The organism is Cellulomonas sp. JZ18 (assembly GCF_009720485.1).
GTDB lineage: Bacteria > Actinomycetota > Actinomycetes > Actinomycetales > Cellulomonadaceae > Cellulomonas.
This window is the reverse complement of the sequence record NZ_CP045245.1, coordinates 337507-352764: the sequence shown is the minus strand read 5'-3', so window position 1 is coordinate 352764 and position 15258 is coordinate 337507. Positions and strand designations below refer to the sequence as shown.

The following is a 15258-nucleotide window of genomic DNA, read 5'->3' as shown; positions in this document are numbered from 1 at the left end:
CGCCCGTCCCCGCAGCCGCGGGGGCGGGCGTCGTCGTTGCCGGGCGCAACCACGACGGCTTTTTGCAAACGTGTCGCAGTCTCGGTTACGGTCGTGACATGAACCACCCCGTCACCCGACCGCGCCGCGCCGGCGTGCGCCTCGCCGCCCTCGCCCTGCCGCTCGCGCTCCTCGGCGCCTGCGCCGGCGGCTCGTCCGAGCCCGCCGCCTCGTCCACCCCGTCCGCCTCCGCCGAGGCGACGGCCACGAAGACCGAGGCGGCGGCCGTCACGCCGCGCCTCGTCCTGACGTACGACGGCGGCCTGGTCGTCCTCGACGCCACCACGCTCGAGACGGTCGACACCATCGAGGCCGACGGCTTCCTGCGCGTGAACCCCGCGGGCGACGGCCGGCACGTCATGGTGTCGACGGAGGGCGGCTTCCAGGTCCTCGACGCCGGCACCTGGGCCCAGCCGCACGGCGACCACGACCACTACTGGACGTCGGACCCCGTGCTCACCGACACGGTGTTCGAGGCCGACGAGCCCGGGCACGCGGTCGTCCACGGCGACACGCTCGCGCTGTTCGCGGACGGCACCGGCGAGGTCACCGTCGTCGACCCCGCCGCGGTCGCCGAGGGCGAGGACGCCGTGGTCCGCGAGTACCGGGCCCCGTCGGCGCACCACGGCGTCGCCGTCGTGCGCACCGACGACACGATGGTCGTCTCGGACGGCACGGAGGACGAGCGCACGGGCGTGCGCCTGCTCGGCGCGGACGACACCGAGATCGCCGCGACCGACCAGTGCCCCGGCGTGCACGGCGAGGCCGTCGCCGCGAACGACGTCGTGACGGTCGGCTGCCAGGACGGCATCGTCATCGTCTCCGGCCAGTCCGTCACCAAGGTCCAGGCGCCCGACGCCTACGGCCGCATCGGCAACCAGGCCGGCCACGAGGACTCGCCGTACGTGCTGGGCGACTACAAGACGGACAAGGACGCCGAGCTCGAGCGTCCGACGCGCGTCACCATCACCGACACCGCCGCGGGCACCCTGCGCGTCGTCGACCTGCCCTCGTCGTACACGTTCCGCTCGCTCGCCCGCGGCGACGCCGGCGAGGCGCTCGTGCTGGGCACCGACGGGCAGATCCACGTGATCGACCCGGCGACCGCGACGCTCACGCGCTCGATCCCCGTGATCGACGCCTGGGAGGAGCCGATGGAGTGGCAGGAGCCGCGCCCGGCGATCCACGTCCTCGACGGCACCGCCTACGTCACCGACCCGTCGACGGACCGCGTCCTGGCGGTGGACGTCGAGACCGGTGAGGTCTGGAACGAGGTGACGCTCGACGTGACGCCGAACGAGATCACGTCCGCCCCCGGCCGCGCGCCGCACGCCCACGGCGACGAGCACGCCGGCGAGACGGCCGAGGAGCACGCCGAGCACGCGGGCGAGACCGCCGAGGAGCACGCCGAGCACGACCACGAGCACGACCACGAGCACGAGCACGGCACTGAGGGCTGACCGCCCCACCGCGTAGCGGAGCCCGCGCCCGCACCGACCCGACGGCCCCGTCCCCCGCCTGCACCGGGGGACGGGGTCGTCGCCGTCAGGGTCTCACCGCGCGCTCCCTCGCGAGGCGCTCCCACGCACGGGCCCGCAGGGCGGCCGACCACGCCGGCATCTCCGCACGGACCGGCACCCGCGGACGGGGACCGTCGCCGAGCGCGACTGCGAGGGCGACGCCCCGGTGCCGCACCTCGTGGACGTCCTCGGCCCTCACGGCCGCGTCCAGGAGCGCCTCGAGGAGCTCCGGGTCCTGGCGCTCCGAGAGGAGCACGCCGGCCGCCGTCACCGCAGCGCCCTGCACGTCTCCGAACGGGTCCCACCCCGCTCCCGGGAGGACCTCCAGCAGGGTCTCGCGCACGAGGTCGAGCCGACGCCACTGCGTGCCGAGCAGGTGCAGTGCCCAGGCGGCGACGTCCGGGTCCTCGCGCCGGCCGAGGAACCGCGCGAGCAGCGGGGCGTCGCCGGGCCGGCCGGCTCGGCCGACGACGCCCAGGAGCTGCACGAGGTGCGTCCCCGCGGCGCCGCCCTCGATCGCGGCCACCACCTGCGCCATCTCCGCCGCCGTGATGCGGCCCTCCTCGGCCTTCCGCTTCAGTCCGTCCACGTCGCGGACCACGGCCCCTCCTCCGTCCGGCGCACGGCGCCCCGGCCGTGAGGAGCGTAGCGGCGTGCCGTGCGCGACCGGGCGTCCCGGGTGCGCGTCCAGGAGCGCGGGCGCAGGGTGGGAAGGAGGGACGGCACCCGGTGCCGCTCCCGGCGCGTCGAGCGGCGCGCACCACCGACCCCGTGCCCCAGGAGGAGCCGTGCGCGCACTCGTCTACGAAGGCCCCCGCAAGGTCACCGTCCAGGACGTCCCCGACGCCCGCGTCGAGCAGCCGACCGACGCCGTCATCCGGCTCACCACCACGAACATCTGCGGCTCCGACCTGCACATGTACGAGGGCCGCACGGCCGTCGAGGGCGGCACCGTGCTCGGTCACGAGAACATGGGCGTCGTCGAGGAGGTCGGCCCGGCGGTCACCCGCATCAAGGTCGGCGACCGCGTGAGCGTGCCGTTCAACATCGCGTGCGGCACGTGCCGCAACTGCCTGCACGGGTGGACGTCGTACTGCACGCGCACCAACCCGACCGAGGGCATGGACGGCGCCGCGTACGGGTACGCCAACATGGGCCCCTACCCCGGCGGCCAGGCCGAGTACCTGCGCGTCCCGTACGCCGACGTCAACCTGCTCGAGCTGCCCGAGGGCACCGAGCACGAGGACGACTTCGCGATGCTGAGCGACATCTTCCCGACCGGATGGCACGGCACCGCGCTGGCCGGCGTGAGCCCGGGCGACGACGTCGCAGTGTTCGGCGCCGGCCCCGTCGGCCTGATGGCCGCGTACGCGGCGCTGATCCAGGGCGCGGCGCGCGTCTTCGTCGTCGACAAGGAGGCGGACCGGCTGCGCCTCGCCGAGTCGGTCGGCGCGGTCGGCGTCGACCTGTCGGCCGGCAGCCCGGTCGAGCAGATCCTGGACGCGACCCAGGGACGTGGCACCGACTGCGGCGTCGAGGCCGTCGGGTACCAGGCGCACGACCACACCGGCGAGGAGCACCCGGAGCTCGTGCTCGACAACCTCGTGCAGGTCGTGCGCAGCACCGGCGGCATCGGGGTCGTCGGCGTGTACGCACCCGAGGACCCGGGCGCCGCGACCGAGCAGGCGAAGGAGGGGCGCATCCCGTTCCAGTTCGGGCAGCTGTTCGCGAAGGGCCAGCACCTGGGCACCGGGCAGGCGCCGGTCATGCGCTACAACCGGCAGCTGCGCGACCTGATCGTCGCCGGGCGGGCGAAGCCCTCCTTCATCGTGTCGCACCACCTGGGCCTCGACGAGGGGCCGGACGCGTACGCGCACTTCGACGCGCGCGAGGACGGCTGGACGAAGGTGCTGCTGCACCCGCACGGCCGGCCCTGACGGGCGTGGGCGTCCCACCGGCCGCGGTCGCGGCGGCGCTCGACGCGCTCGCACCGGCGGTGCCCGGTCTCGTCCTCGACGACTGGGCGCCGTCGGTGCAGGGCGCGGTCGGGCACGTGGTCGGCGTGCGGGACGGCCGCGGGCGCGCGTTCGTGCTCAAGCTGTACGCGGCGGACGCCACGGACCGCGCGGCGACCGAGATCGCCGCGCTCGGGCGGCTCGCCGGCCGGTCGCAGGTGCCCGTGCCGGTCCCGCTCGCGCTCGGGCGCGTCGGCGCGGCCGACCACCTGCTCATGAGCCGGCTGCCGGGCGTGCGGTGGGCGGACCGGCGCGACGCGAGCACGGTCGCCACGTCGGCGGCGGTCTGGCGGTCCGCGGGCGAGGCGCTGCGCCACGTGCACGCCGTGCGTGGCGAGCGGTACGGCGGCCTCGTGGGCGGGGCGGGGTGGCCGGACGCGTGGTCCGCGGTGCGGGAGCGAGCGCGCGCGACGCTCGCGGAGCACGTCCGCCTCGGCGGCGATCCCGCTCTCGCCCGGGACGTCGACGCGTTCGTCGTCGCCCACCGCGACGCGCTGGCCGCCTGCCCCGGGCCCGTCCTGTGCCACCGCGACGTCACCGGCGGCAACCTGCTGGTCGACGCGGACGACCGGCCGTCGGGGCTCGTCGACTGGGAGCGCGCCGGGTGGGACGACCCGCTGGTCGACCTGGCGCAGACGGTCCGGCACGTGCGCGGCCACCGGCACGACGACGTCGACGCGCTGCTCGACGGGTACGGCGACGCCGGCCCGCGGGCCGCCGAGCGGCTGGCCGTCCACGAGGTGCTGCACGCCGTGCGCGAGCGCGCCTGGGTGGTGCACGACCGGCCGGCGGGCTGGCGGCGGTCGGCGGCCGGTCTCGACGCGTTCGTCGCGCGCGTCGTCCGCGGCTGACGTCGCGTGCAGGTGGTCAGGAACGAAGAAGTCCCAGGTCAACCCGCGTCCCTAGCATGAGGACGTCACGACGAGCCGCCCCGGGAGGACCCCATGACCGACACCCGCACCGACGCGAGCGAGACCGAGAAGGGCGCGTTCAGCGCCGAGGAGCGCGCCGCGATGAAGGAGCGCGCCGCCGAGGTGAAGAAGGCCCGGCGCGGCAGCAAGGCGGACCCGGAGCCCGAGGTCCTCGCGAAGATCGCCGAGATGCCCGAGGCCGACCGCGTGCTCGCCGAGGGCATCCACGCGCTCGTCAAGGAGCACGCCCCGCACCTGACGCCGCGCACCTGGTACGGCATGCCGGCGTACGCCAAGGACGGCAAGGTCCTCGTGTTCTTCCAGGCGGCGGAGAAGTTCGGCACCCGCTACGCGACCATCGGCTTCAACGACGTCGCCACGCTGGACGACGGCACGATGTGGCCGGTCTCGTACGCCCTCACGGCGATGACGGACGCCGAGCGCACCCGCATCGGTGAGCTCCTGCGCCGCGCCGCGGGCTGACGGGCCCTCCCCCTCCCGCCGTCCGCCCCTCCGCCCCTCGCACGACGAACCCGGGCTTCTGCACCGGAACCCGCTCGCGGACGTGCAGAAGTCCGGGTTCGTCGTGGGTCAGGCGTCGGGGTGCGACAGGAGCCAGTCGCCGATGCGCTGCGTCATCGCGCGGCCGTGCGGCGTCGTCGGCTGGTCCAGGACGCCGTGCCGGGCGCCGGGCAGGTCCTCCAGCACGACGTCGACGCCGGCCTCGGCCGCCACCCGGGCCCACTCCTCGGCCGAGAACCGCAGCACGTCGAGCTCGCACGTGAGCACGAGCGTCGGCGGCAGCCCGGTGGGGTCGCCGTTCGCCGCGAACGCGTACGGGTCGCCGATCGCGTCGCCCGCGTAGTTGGCGCAGCACGCGGCCATGAAGTCGTCCGCGAAGGCGTCGCCGGTCACGCGGCGGATGCGGGCGAGCTCCTCCGGCGGGCCGACGGGCCCCGGGTGCACCGCCGTGTAGGCGAGGACCAGCGAGCGCGGCAGCGGCTCACCGCGGTCGCGCAGGCGCAGCGTCAGCCCGGCGACGAGCGCGCCACCGGCGGACGCACCGCCGAGGTGCAGGTCGTCCGCCGCGACGCCCAGCAGGTCGGCGTGCTCCCTCGCCCACGCCCACCCCGCCGCGACGTCCTCGAGCGGCACCGGGTGCCGCACACCCCGCAGCGCCTTGCGGTAGTCGAGGGCCAGCACCCCGACGCCGCGGTGGGCGAGCGCCAGCCCCACGGCGTGGGACTCCGCCATGTCGAGCGTGCCCATCACGAACGCGCCGCCGTGCACCCACACGCACGCCGCCCGTACGGGTGCCGCGTCGGGCCCGCCGGGCCGGTACAGCCGCGCCGGCACGGGCCCGTTCGGCCCGTCGACCGTCACGTCCTCGACGTCGACGGACGCCCACTGCGGGAACGCCGCCACGACCTCCTCGGGTGAGGGACCGTCCCCCGGAACTCGTCGAGGGGCTCGAGCATCGCCAGCAGCCCGGAGAACGGCAGGAGGGGCTCCGCCGGCTGCACGTCGGGGGTGCGGATCACGTCGTCGGTCACGACCGTCATCCTCCCCGACGCGCCACCCCGGTCGGGCCCGGCGGCCGGCCGCGCCGCGCACGCTCACCCGGACGGCGCGGCGGGACCACACCTCGGCACCACGGCCGGTCCCACCGGTGTCAGGACCGGGGACGTCCCGCGCACACCACGCCGGTGCACTGCGGTTCGCGCCCGTTGCCCCACGCGACGTTGCCGCCGAGGTCCACCGCCCGGGGCGCGTGGATGCCCCACCCCGTGCTGCGCGTGGCGACGTTGTCCCGCATGCGGACCTTGGTGTCGACGACGACGGCGTCACCGTTGCGGTCGAGCACGTTCCGCTCCATCGCGATGAGTCCGATCTCCTGCAGTGTGCCGGCCGTCAGCGCGCGCACCCCGACGCCGTTGCGGGTGAAGCGGTTGTCCTGGAGGTGGGCGTTGAGCCGGAGGTCGACCGCGACGTCGTTCCGGTCGAACCGGTTGCGGAACACCTGATTGCCCTCGGACTCGTCGCGGTGCACCGACGGGTACGTCGTCCGCAGGGCCACGCCGTTGCGGACCAGCTCGCTGTCGTGCAGCCGGCTGCTTGTGCACCAGTCGAAGTGGACGGCCGTGGTGTTGCGGACCAGGCGCGTGCCCCTCACCTCGGCGTACGACTCGTCGCACAGGACGGCGGTCGCGTTGCCCTCGAAGACCGACCCGGTCACGGTCAGGCCGCTGTCGGAGCCGGCGGTCACACCCGTGCCGTTGTCGAGGAACCGCGATCCGGTGATCGTCACGCCGCTGAAGAACCAGGCGTTGACGCCCGCACCGCTGCGCCGGACGGTCGAGGACTCGAGCGTGACGCCGGCCCCGTGGAGCCCTTCCACCGCGGACCCGGCGATCCCGTCGAACGTCACGCCCCGCACCGTCGCCTGCGCCTCGTGCACCTGCAGCCCCGCCGCCCACCCCCGCACCGTTCCGCCCACGACCGAGACCGGCCCCGTGCCCGCTCCGGCGTCCACCACCAGCGCCGTCCCCTCGCCGGGCCCGCGAAGCACGTGCCCGCCGAGGTCCAGGGTGGCGCCGAGGGTCAGGACGAGCCCCGGCGTCGTCGTGCAGACGAGGTCGCGGTCGAGGACGACGGTCCCCTCGACCGACGCGCCGCAGGCGAGCGCCGGGGGCGCGGGCGGCGGCGCCGCGACGGCCGGCGGTGCGAGGACGGCGGACGCCACGACGAACGCGGTGGCGACGACGGACGACGAGACGTTCACGGTGCCCCCCCGGCTGCCCGCACCCCGGTGGGCGGGCTCACCGCGACCGTACGAGCGTCCCCGTCGTCCCGGTACGGGCGGCCCGGGTGAACGTCGCGTTTCACCCGTCGGCGTGCTCCGGCGGCCAGACGACGGCGAAGCGCTCCAGCACGATCTCGTCGTCCTCGCTCCACACGGCACCGCGGGCCGCGCACGTGCGCTGCCAGTAGCGCCGGTGCTCGCGTCGCCACGAGTCCAGCGTGCGGTCGTCCTCGCCCTCGTCGTACGCGAACCGCTCGTCGACCGCGCCGAACGTCGCGATCCGCAGGTCGGTGCTGCGCAGCACGAGCCGCGGGCGGCCCGCACCGTCGCACACGACCCAGTGGGACCCGATGCGCGGCAGCGGCTCCCCCCGGGCCGCGAACTCCGCGACGAGGTCGGCCGTCGCGCGCTTGCGCCCCGCGAGGACGACCTCGAGCAGCGCGTCGGACAGCGCGGCGGAGTCGCCGAACCGGTCGACGACGTACTCGTCGCCGGCGACACCGGGGTGCGCGGCGACGTAGTCCGCCCACATCGCGGCTGCGGCGACGCGGTCGAGGGGCGCCGGGTCGGCGGGGTCACGCACCGGGACGGGCGGGTGCGGCAGGGGCAGCCCGGCCATCCGGCGGGCGACGTCGACCAGCGGGACCCGCTCGAGCGCGTCGACGTCCGCCAGCGGCACCCACGCGGCGGCGTCGGTGGACCCGTCGACCTCCGCCGCCAGGGCGCCGCCGACGACGTGCGCGCGGTACACGAGGCAGACGCCGTGCGCGTCCACGCTCCCGCCGTCGGCCCGGTCCGCCGCGCGCACCACGTGCGAGTCGACCCCCAGGAGCCCGTCGAGCACGACGTCGTACCCGGTCTCCTCCCGGGCCTCGCGCACGGCCGCGTCGGCGGGGTCCTCCCCGGGGTCGACGCCACCCCCGGGGAGCGTCCACCGGCGCCCGGCCGTCCAGTGCGCGAGCAGCACCCGCTGCCCCTCGGCGGTCTCGTCGAGGACCACCACGTACGCCGCCACCCGTGTCTGCACCCTGGTGAGGGTAGAGGGGCCGCGTCAGCCGACGGCGTCGCGCGTCGCGGCACCGCGCAGCACCTGCGGCCGCGGCACCGGCGGCCCGTACCCGCGCAGCCGCGCCCGCAGGACGCGCGCGACCAGCGCGGGCCGGTACACCGTCAGCGGCGAGGCCATGAGGTGGTAGACCCCGGCCAGCGTCGTCTGGGCCAGGGTGTCCCCGTGCGTGCCGAGCCGGGCGAGCTCGCGCGTCCAGGCGCTCGCGAGGGCGGCGACCGGCGGGACCCGTCCGTCCGACGTCGGCAGGCGCAGGTCCTCCCCCGTCGCGATCGCCCACGGGAGGGCGCCGACGCGCACGGCACGACGCAGGAACCGCCGCGCACCGCGCGCGGTCGTCAGGTCGTCGCGCCGTGCCGCGTCCCGCAGCGCCAGGGCCTCCAGCGCCGCGACGGCCACCCCCTGCCCGTACACCGGGTCGAACGCGCACAGGGCGTCACCGACGACGACGAGCCCGCCCGGCCACGCGCGCACCCGGTCGTACCGGTGCCGCACGTTCGCGGTCTGCCGGTGGACGACGACGTCCCCCTCCGGCTCGCCCGCGTCGACGACCTCGGCGAGCGCCGGGTCGCGCAGCGCGCCGACGAACGCCCGCCAGGCACCGGGGTCGCGGGGCGGCCGCTGGTCACCCGCGCCGGCGGCCGTGACGAGCCAGCGCCCGCCCTCGACCGGCAGCGTGATGCCGCCGGGGCTGCCCGGCAGCTGCGCGATGACGACGCCCGCCGGGCCCACCGCGTCCACGGGCAGCCGCACGACGCGCGTCGCGTACCCGAGGTGGGCGTCGACCTCCTCGACGTCGGCGGCCGGCACGCCGAGCGCCGCGAGCCACGCGGGCAGCCGTGACGAGCGCCCCGACGCGTCGACGACGAGGTCGGCAGCCAGGGCGTCACCGCCCTCGACCTCCACGGACCACCGGGCACGGCCGCCGGGGTCCCCGGCGCGACGCAGCCCCGCGACGCGGAGGCCGCCTTGCACCGTCACGCCGGGCAGCCGGCAAACGCGCCCCCGCACCACGTGCTCCATGAGCGGCCGCGACGCCGAGAGCACGGGGAACTGCGAGGACTCCGGCGACCAGCCGAGCTCCCCGAGCCACGCGAGCCGGCCCGTGTCGACGGGGATCGCGCCCGCCGCCTGCAGCTCGTCGCCGAACCCGGGCAGCAGCTCCTCGATCGCGACGAGCGACCGGTAGAGCAGCGCGTGCGGCTGCCGCCCCTGCGGGACGCCGCGGCGCGCGACGGGGTCGTCCGGCAGGACGTCCCGCTCGACGACCGTCACCCGCCGCCCCGGCCGCGCGAGCGCAGCGGCGGCGAGCAGGCCCGCGAGGCTCGCGCCGACGACGACCACGTCGTCCGGCGCGTGCGCCTGCGTGCCCCCGGTGCCCCCGCGGCGGGTCATCGCCCCATCATGGCCCGCTGCCCCCGGCACGGGAACCCGCGGGGCGGGGCCGCCGGGAGCGGAGGGCGGCGGCCGCGGAGCGGAGGGCGGCGGCCGCGGAGCGGAGGGCAAGGGATTCGAACCCTTGAGCACGGGGTCACCGCGCTAACGGTTTTCAAGACCGTCGCTTTCGGCCGCTCAGCCAGCCCTCCTCGCCGGTGCGGCGCACCGGCGCGCGGCAGTCTCCCACACGCCGTGCACCGCCGGTCAGGACGGGTGCGCCGCCTCGGCTCGTCCGACCCCGTCGGCAGCAGGCGCTCGGTGGCCGGCGCGAGCAGGCGCCGGACCTCCTGCACACGGCCTCGCGTCGAGGTCGTGGTCCTCCAGCCTGCCCTCCAGCTCCCGGAGCGCCGAGCGCAGCGCCGGCCTCGGCGTGCTGGACGACCGCCGCCGGGGGCGCACTTCGGCGCCTCGGCTGTCGCGCCGTCGCGGGCGTTCCTAGCCTCGGAGGATGACGAAGCCGATCTCCCCCACGGTCCACGCCGCCCTCGACTACGGCGTCGCCGGCGCCCTGCTGACGGTGCCCCACGTGCTCGCGATGAGCACGCGCGCGAAGGTCTTCTTCGGTGCGTTCGGCACGGTCGCCACGGTGGTGAACGCACTCACGCGCACGCCGCTCGGGCTCAAGCCCGTGCTCTCGCTCAAGGCGCACCGCACGGCCGACCTGCTGTCCGACCCGCTCTACGTGCTCCTGCCGGTGGTCACCGGCATCTCGAAGGAGCCGAAGGCACGGGCGCTGTGGCTGACGACGACGGCGCTGCTCGCGGGCTCGGTCGCGCTGACGGACTGGGACGCCCCCGAGCCCGCCTGACCCCGTCGCGGCGTCGGCTCAGGGCAGGATCGCGTCGACGTACCCGCCGTCGACGCGCAGCGCGCCGCCCGTGGTCGCCGACGCCAGCGGCGAGGCGAGGTAGACGACCATGTGCGCGATCTCCTCGGGCTCGATGAGGCGCTGCAGCAGCGACTGCGGCCGGTGCCGGCGCATGAACTCGCGCTGCGCCTCGTCCCACGGCAGGTCGCGGTCGACGAGCGAGTACACGAAGTCCTCCACGCCCCCGGTGTGCGTGGGCCCGGCGATGACGGAGTTCACGGTGACGCCCGTCCCCGCCGCCTCCTTGGCGAAGCCGCGCGACACCGCGAGCAGCGCGGTCTTCGACATCCCGTAGTGGATCATCTCGGCCGGGATCACCACCGCCGAGTCGCTCGCCACGTTCAGCACCCGGCCCCAGCCCTGCGCGGTCATGCCCGGCAGGTAGGCGCGGGTGAGGCGCACGGCCGCGAGCACGTTGACCTCGAAGAAGCGCCGCCACTCGTCGTCCGTGATCTCGAGCGCCGGGCGCGCCTCGAAGATGCCGAGGTTGTTGACGAGCACGTCCACGTGCGGCACGGCGTCGCGCACCGCGGCCACGCCGTCGTCCGTCGTCACGTCCCCCGACGCGGGGACGAACGCGCCCTCCGGCACGTCGGCGCGCAGGGCGTCCAGGGCCGACTCCACCGAGGAGGCCGACCGCCCGTTCACCGCGACGCGGGCACCGGCGCGGGCCAGCCCGGCGGCGATCGCCGCCCCGATGCCCTGCGTGGAGCCCGTGACGAGGGCGGTGCGTCCGACCAGGTCGATGCGCGTCATGACGGCGACGCTAGCCAGCGTCCGGTCGCGGCGCGCGTCACCGGCCCGGCGGCCGGCCTGCCCCGCGCCGGCGGGCGTCACCGACGGGGCACGCGCCGCACGGACGTCAGGACGCCCACCACCCGTCCGGGCGGCCGGGCGTGACGACGGCCAGGCCGAGCTCCGCGGCGACCGCGGCCGTCCTCCCGTCGTACGTCGCGAGGACGCGCACGCCGGGCTCGGCGCGCGTGGCGCCGACGTGCAGAGCCGCGAACGGCGGCAACCGGTCGAGCAGCAGCGCCGCGTGCTCGACCGCGCGGTCGGACAGGCGGACCGCTCCGAGCCGGAGCTCGGCCTCCAGGGCGGCGACCCGTGCGTCGTGCCCGAGCAGGGCGCCCGTGACGCGCAGCTCGACGAGGGAGACGACGGAGACGGCCAGGCCCGCCTCGCGCGGAGCCGCCCACGCCGTCCACGCCCTGCGCTCGGGCGCGCCCGGCAGGTAGCGGGACAGCGCAGAGCCGTCGGCGTAGGCGGTGGCGCGGACGCGGCGCGGGGACGGGACCGTCCTGCCGGGCACCCGCCGAGGGGAGGGCACGAGCCCCCGCGGAGCAGGTGCCGGGTGCGCCGACGGCCGGTCCCACGCGGGGGACCGGCCGTCGGGCGCCGCAGCGGGCCCCGCCGTCGTCACGCGTCCGTTCGGCCGCGCCGGCGCAGGGCGACGAGCACGGCGCCGGCCGCGATGCCCACCGCCGCCAGGCCCGCGCCGGCGGCGAGCTCGAGACCGGTGGCCGCCAACCCGCCGGAGCGCGGCGCCCCCGCAGCGGCGCCGGTGCCCGTGGCCGCGCCGGCCACGGGACCGCCACCGGCCGTCCCGCCGGCGGTACCCGACCCACCCGGCAGGGGCTCGGCGAGGACCGTCAGGTCCGCCCAGCCGATGACCGCGCCGCCCGCGTAGGTCACGACCAGCCGGTGGGCGCCCGGCGTGGTCGCCGTCGGCACGGTCACCTGCACGGTGCCGTCGGCGGCGACCTCGTGGTAGCCGAGGCTGACCGGGCTGGATCCCAGCCACACGTGCACGACGAGGTCGGCCGTCAGGCCCGTGAGCGTCACCGTCCCGCCCGGGCGGGTCGGCGCGACGGGGCCGAGCGGTCCACGGTCCGCGTCGGTGAGCTCGTCGACCGCAGGGGCGGGCGGCAGCGCGAGGTGCGCGGGGTCGAGCACCAGCTCGACGTCGTCGACGATCGCGCCGGCCCGCACGTCGAGGACACGCGCGGTCGCGAGGCTGTTCCCGCCGGCCCACCAGTACGACCCGCCGTCGACCGAGGCGCGCACGCGGTACGCGCCCGGCGGCAGCGCCTCCGTCGCGAAGTCGAGGTCGTCCCTGTCCTCGCCGGCGAAGACCGACGTGACCACGGAGCCGTCCTCCGCGACGACGTCGACCCAGACCCCGACGTTCGCCCAGTCCTCGCCGACGATCCGGCCGCCGACGACCCCGCCCTCGCGCTGCACGAGGTCGTCGAGCGTCACGTCGGCGTCGGCAGCGACCTCGGTCCACCGCGCGTCGCGCACGTCGAGCGCGCCGCCGAGGAACTCGGGGACGACGAACGACGGGTCCGGCACCGCCAGGCCCACGGTGTAGCTCTCGGCCTCCAGCTCGCCGAAGACGTAGGTCCCCGCCTGGTCCGTGGTGGCGACGTCGACGAGCCGGAAGCGGAACGGGCCCGAACGGCCCCACAGACCCACCTGCGTGCCGACGACGGGGGTGCCCGTGGCGTCGACGACCCGCCCGGTCACCGTCGACCCCGCGACGAGGGCGACGTCGACGCCGCTGCGCGCCTGCGCGGGACTGCCCGCCATGAAGCTCACGGACCCGTACGAGTTGCCCGAGCGCTGCCACCACGCCGACGCGAGGCCCGAGCCCGCCGGCGGGACCACGCGCACCGTGTAGGTGCCGGGACGCAGCCAGCGCGCCGTCCACGTGCCGTCCTGCGCCGTCACGACCGTCTGCACGGGCTCGTCGTCGACGAGGGACCGGTAGAGCTCGACGAGGGCGCCCTCGACGCGCGCGCCGCCACCGGTGACGGTGCCGCTCACGGTGTTGTCGACGAACGTCACGCCGACGTCGGTGCGCTCCTCGCCGTCGGCGAGGGTGATCGGGGACGACGCGGTCCACGAACCGTAGGGCGTGCCGTCCCAGTAGAGCGCGTACGGCTGCGTCTCGCCGAGCAGGGTGAAACGCACCTGGTAGCTGCCCGCCGCGAGACCCTCCGCGCGCCACGTGCCGTCCGTGGCGGTCTCGGGTGCGGGGTCGCCGGGCGCAGCGTCACCGACGTGCACCTGCACGCCCGCGAGCGGCGCGCCCGTGCTGTCGGTGACGCGGCCGGACAGGGACGCCGTGCCGACCGCCGCGGCCTGCGCCGCGGGGGCGCGGTCGCCACCCGCGGCCGGCTCGGACGGGGCGGCCGGCTCCTGGGCGGTGGTCGCGTCCGCAGCAGCGGGCTCCGGCTCGGCGGCCGGTGCCGCTGCGCCGGCGGCGGGCTCCTGGACGGCGGCGGGGGCGGCCACGGCGCCGACCGCCGTGACGGGGAGCAGGAGGGCCGCGGCGAGCAGCGCGGCGGCGGACGTGCGGAGGGGCGGAGGGTCCGACGGCGGCGCGGCCCGAGGGCGGGAGGGCGGTTCACGGGGCCTTCTCAGGGGGGCGGGACGGACGACCCGGCGTCGGGGTCCGCCGGCGGCGACGGCGCCGGGAGCCCGGCGGTCGCCCGCACAGTACTGGGACGCGGGGCGCCGTGAGAGGGGTTTCCGGCGGCAGTTCGGACACGGTCCGTGACCGGACGCGCCGACGGCCGGCTCCCGGGGCGGGGAACCGGCCGTCGTGCGGTGCGGCAGGGCGTCAGCGGGAGCGCAGACGCTCCATGGCGAGCTGCACGAGCGCGATCAGCGCCTGCTTGGTCGCGGCGCGCGACCGCGCGTCGGTGTACAGCACCGGCACGTGGGCGGGGATCGCCAGGGCCTCGCGCACGTCCTCGAGCTGGTGCTTCGCGATGCCGTCGAAGCAGTTCACGCCGACGACGAACGGGATGCCGCGGCTCTCGAAGTAGTCGACGGCCGGGAAGCACTGGTCGAGGCGGTCGGTGTCGACGAGCACGACGGCACCGATGGCGCCGCGGACCAGGTCGTCCCACATGAAGAGGAAGCGGTCCTGGCCCGGCGTGCCGAACAGGTACAGCCACAGCTGGCCCGGCAGCGCGATGCGGCCGAAGTCCATGGCGACGGTCGTGGTCGTCTTGCGGTCGCTCACGCCGCCGGCGTCGTCGACGCCGACCGAGTGCTCCGTCATCGCGGCCTCGGTGTTGAGGGGCTCGATGTCGGAGATGGAACCGATGAACGTCGTCTTGCCGACGGCGAACCCGCCGGCGACGACGATCTTGACGACGGTGGGGGCAACGGCGCCCGCGGTCCCCGCCGGAGCGGCGACGGCGGCGTCAGAGGGCGGAAATGCCATTGAGAACACTCTCCAGCACGCTCAGGGACAGGGCGGGGGACTCACCGGTGTTGACCTCGACCGGCTGAGAGGTGTGCACGCGCACGTAGTTGGCGTCGGTGAGGTCGGACACGAGGATCCGGACCACTCCGAGCGGCAGGTGGAGGAGCGCCGACAGCTCGGCGACCGAGATGTACCCGGCCGACGCGTGCTGGATGATCGCGCGCTTCTCAGGCGTCAGGCCCGTGCTGGCCACGGCACCCGGCATGACCTCGACCAGCGCCTCGAGGGGCAGGTCGGAGCGAGCCGAGCGCACGCGACCGCCGGTCACGGCGTAGGGCCGGACCGTCCTGGCCTCGTACTCGACGTGTTCGCTCATC

Annotated in this window: 16 protein-coding genes and 1 tRNA gene; 5 read left to right on the top strand and 12 right to left on the bottom strand. The window is 76.3% G+C overall.

Annotation, left to right across the window (positions count from 1 at the left end; all coding sequences use genetic code 11):
- Nucleotides 1-98 precede the first annotated feature (98 nt).
- Complete coding sequence (gene aztD / locus GC089_RS01570; RefSeq protein WP_155376203.1) at nucleotides 99-1499, top strand: zinc metallochaperone AztD; 1401 nt, start codon at nucleotides 99-101, stop codon at nucleotides 1497-1499.
- 85 nt (nucleotides 1500-1584) lie between these two features.
- Here the strand turns inward: aztD and GC089_RS01565 are convergent, their stop codons facing one another.
- Nucleotides 1585-2160 carry a hypothetical protein gene (locus GC089_RS01565; RefSeq protein ID WP_155376202.1) on the bottom strand — a complete coding sequence of 192 codons (576 nt, stop codon included), beginning with the start codon at nucleotides 2158-2160 and terminating at the stop codon, nucleotides 1585-1587.
- A gap of 187 nt (nucleotides 2161-2347) precedes the next feature.
- Between GC089_RS01565 and GC089_RS01560 the strand changes: the two genes are divergently transcribed.
- The 3 genes from GC089_RS01560 (at nucleotide 2348) to GC089_RS01550 (ending at nucleotide 4968) form a co-directional block, all read left to right on the top strand.
- Nucleotides 2348-3496: a glutathione-independent formaldehyde dehydrogenase gene (locus GC089_RS01560; protein ID WP_155376201.1), complete on the top strand. Its 1149-nt coding sequence runs from the start codon at nucleotides 2348-2350 to the stop codon at nucleotides 3494-3496.
- A gap of 5 nt (nucleotides 3497-3501) precedes the next feature.
- Nucleotides 3502-4425: a phosphotransferase family protein gene (locus GC089_RS01555; protein WP_196250780.1), complete on the top strand. Its 924-nt coding sequence runs from the start codon at nucleotides 3502-3504 to the stop codon at nucleotides 4423-4425.
- Between the two features lie 93 nt (nucleotides 4426-4518).
- Entirely contained in the window at nucleotides 4519-4968 is a 450-nt protein-coding gene (locus tag GC089_RS01550; protein WP_155376200.1) for an iron chaperone, read from the top strand.
- A 108-nt stretch (nucleotides 4969-5076) separates the two neighbouring features.
- Here GC089_RS01550 and GC089_RS01545 read toward each other — a convergent pair whose 3' ends face one another.
- The 6 genes from GC089_RS01545 to GC089_RS01515 all read right to left on the bottom strand — a co-directional run bounded on the left by GC089_RS01545 (nucleotide 5077) and on the right by GC089_RS01515 (nucleotide 9940).
- Entirely contained in the window at nucleotides 5077-5910 is an 834-nt protein-coding gene (locus tag GC089_RS01545) for an alpha/beta hydrolase (RefSeq protein ID WP_155376199.1), read from the bottom strand.
- Entirely contained in the window at nucleotides 5865-6038 is a 174-nt protein-coding gene (locus GC089_RS01540; protein ID WP_155376198.1) for a hypothetical protein, read from the bottom strand. The genes GC089_RS01545 and GC089_RS01540 overlap by 46 nt, the downstream gene beginning before the upstream one ends.
- A 119-nt stretch (nucleotides 6039-6157) precedes the next feature.
- Entirely contained in the window at nucleotides 6158-7267 is a 1110-nt protein-coding gene (locus tag GC089_RS01535; protein WP_196250779.1) for a right-handed parallel beta-helix repeat-containing protein, read from the bottom strand.
- 100 nt (nucleotides 7268-7367) lie between these two features.
- Nucleotides 7368-8315 carry an NUDIX domain-containing protein gene (locus GC089_RS19810; protein WP_370514047.1) on the bottom strand — a complete coding sequence of 316 codons (948 nt, stop codon included), beginning with the start codon at nucleotides 8313-8315 and terminating at the stop codon, nucleotides 7368-7370.
- Nucleotides 8316-8339: 24 nt separating this feature from the next.
- Entirely contained in the window at nucleotides 8340-9749 is a 1410-nt protein-coding gene (locus GC089_RS01520; protein ID WP_155376196.1) for an NAD(P)/FAD-dependent oxidoreductase, read from the bottom strand.
- A 101-nt stretch (nucleotides 9750-9850) separates the two neighbouring features.
- Nucleotides 9851-9940 (bottom strand) — tRNA-Ser (locus GC089_RS01515).
- A 299-nt stretch (nucleotides 9941-10239) separates the two neighbouring features.
- Here GC089_RS01515 and GC089_RS01510 point away from each other — a divergent pair.
- Nucleotides 10240-10599, top strand: a complete 360-nt coding sequence (locus GC089_RS01510; RefSeq protein WP_155376195.1) for a hypothetical protein — start codon at nucleotides 10240-10242, stop codon at nucleotides 10597-10599.
- Between the two features lie 18 nt (nucleotides 10600-10617).
- Here the strand turns inward: GC089_RS01510 and GC089_RS01505 are convergent, their stop codons facing one another.
- From GC089_RS01505 to GC089_RS01485, 5 genes are all read right to left on the bottom strand, one after another.
- Complete coding sequence (locus GC089_RS01505) at nucleotides 10618-11415, bottom strand: SDR family NAD(P)-dependent oxidoreductase (RefSeq protein WP_155376194.1); 798 nt, start codon at nucleotides 11413-11415, stop codon at nucleotides 10618-10620.
- A 106-nt stretch (nucleotides 11416-11521) separates the two neighbouring features.
- A complete protein-coding gene (locus tag GC089_RS01500; protein ID WP_155376193.1) occupies nucleotides 11522-11971 on the bottom strand; it encodes a type II toxin-antitoxin system VapC family toxin in 450 nt (149 codons plus the stop codon).
- A 107-nt stretch (nucleotides 11972-12078) separates the two neighbouring features.
- Nucleotides 12079-13959, bottom strand: coding sequence for a collagen binding domain-containing protein (locus GC089_RS01495; protein ID WP_155376192.1), 1881 nt, complete (start codon nucleotides 13957-13959; stop codon nucleotides 12079-12081).
- 328 nt (nucleotides 13960-14287) lie between these two features.
- Entirely contained in the window at nucleotides 14288-14899 is a 612-nt protein-coding gene (locus GC089_RS01490; protein WP_136517891.1) for an ATP/GTP-binding protein, read from the bottom strand.
- Nucleotides 14880-15257 (bottom strand): DUF742 domain-containing protein, encoded by a 378-nt coding sequence (locus tag GC089_RS01485; RefSeq protein WP_136517890.1) that lies wholly within the window; start codon nucleotides 15255-15257, stop codon nucleotides 14880-14882. The genes GC089_RS01490 and GC089_RS01485 overlap by 20 nt, the downstream gene beginning before the upstream one ends.
- Between the last annotated feature and the right edge of the window lies 1 nt (nucleotide 15258).

Bases quoted from the DNA above. Each gene is read 5' to 3' on its own strand.
- aztD (WP_155376203.1), top strand. From the start codon at position 99: ATGAACCACCCCGTCACCCGACCGCGCCGCGCCGGCGTGCGCCTCGCC.
- GC089_RS01550 (WP_155376200.1), top strand. From the start codon at position 4,519: ATGACCGACACCCGCACCGACGCGAGCGAGACCGAGAAGGGCGCGTTC.
- GC089_RS01520 (WP_155376196.1), bottom strand. From the start codon at position 9,749: ATGACCCGCCGCGGGGGCACCGGGGGCACGCAGGCGCACGCGCCGGAC.
- GC089_RS01510 (WP_155376195.1), top strand. From the start codon at position 10,240: ATGACGAAGCCGATCTCCCCCACGGTCCACGCCGCCCTCGACTACGGC.
- GC089_RS01505 (WP_155376194.1), bottom strand. From the start codon at position 11,415: ATGACGCGCATCGACCTGGTCGGACGCACCGCCCTCGTCACGGGCTCC.
- GC089_RS01490 (WP_136517891.1), bottom strand. From the start codon at position 14,899: ATGGCATTTCCGCCCTCTGACGCCGCCGTCGCCGCTCCGGCGGGGACC.
- GC089_RS01485 (WP_136517890.1), bottom strand. From the start codon at position 15,257: ATGAGCGAACACGTCGAGTACGAGGCCAGGACGGTCCGGCCCTACGCC.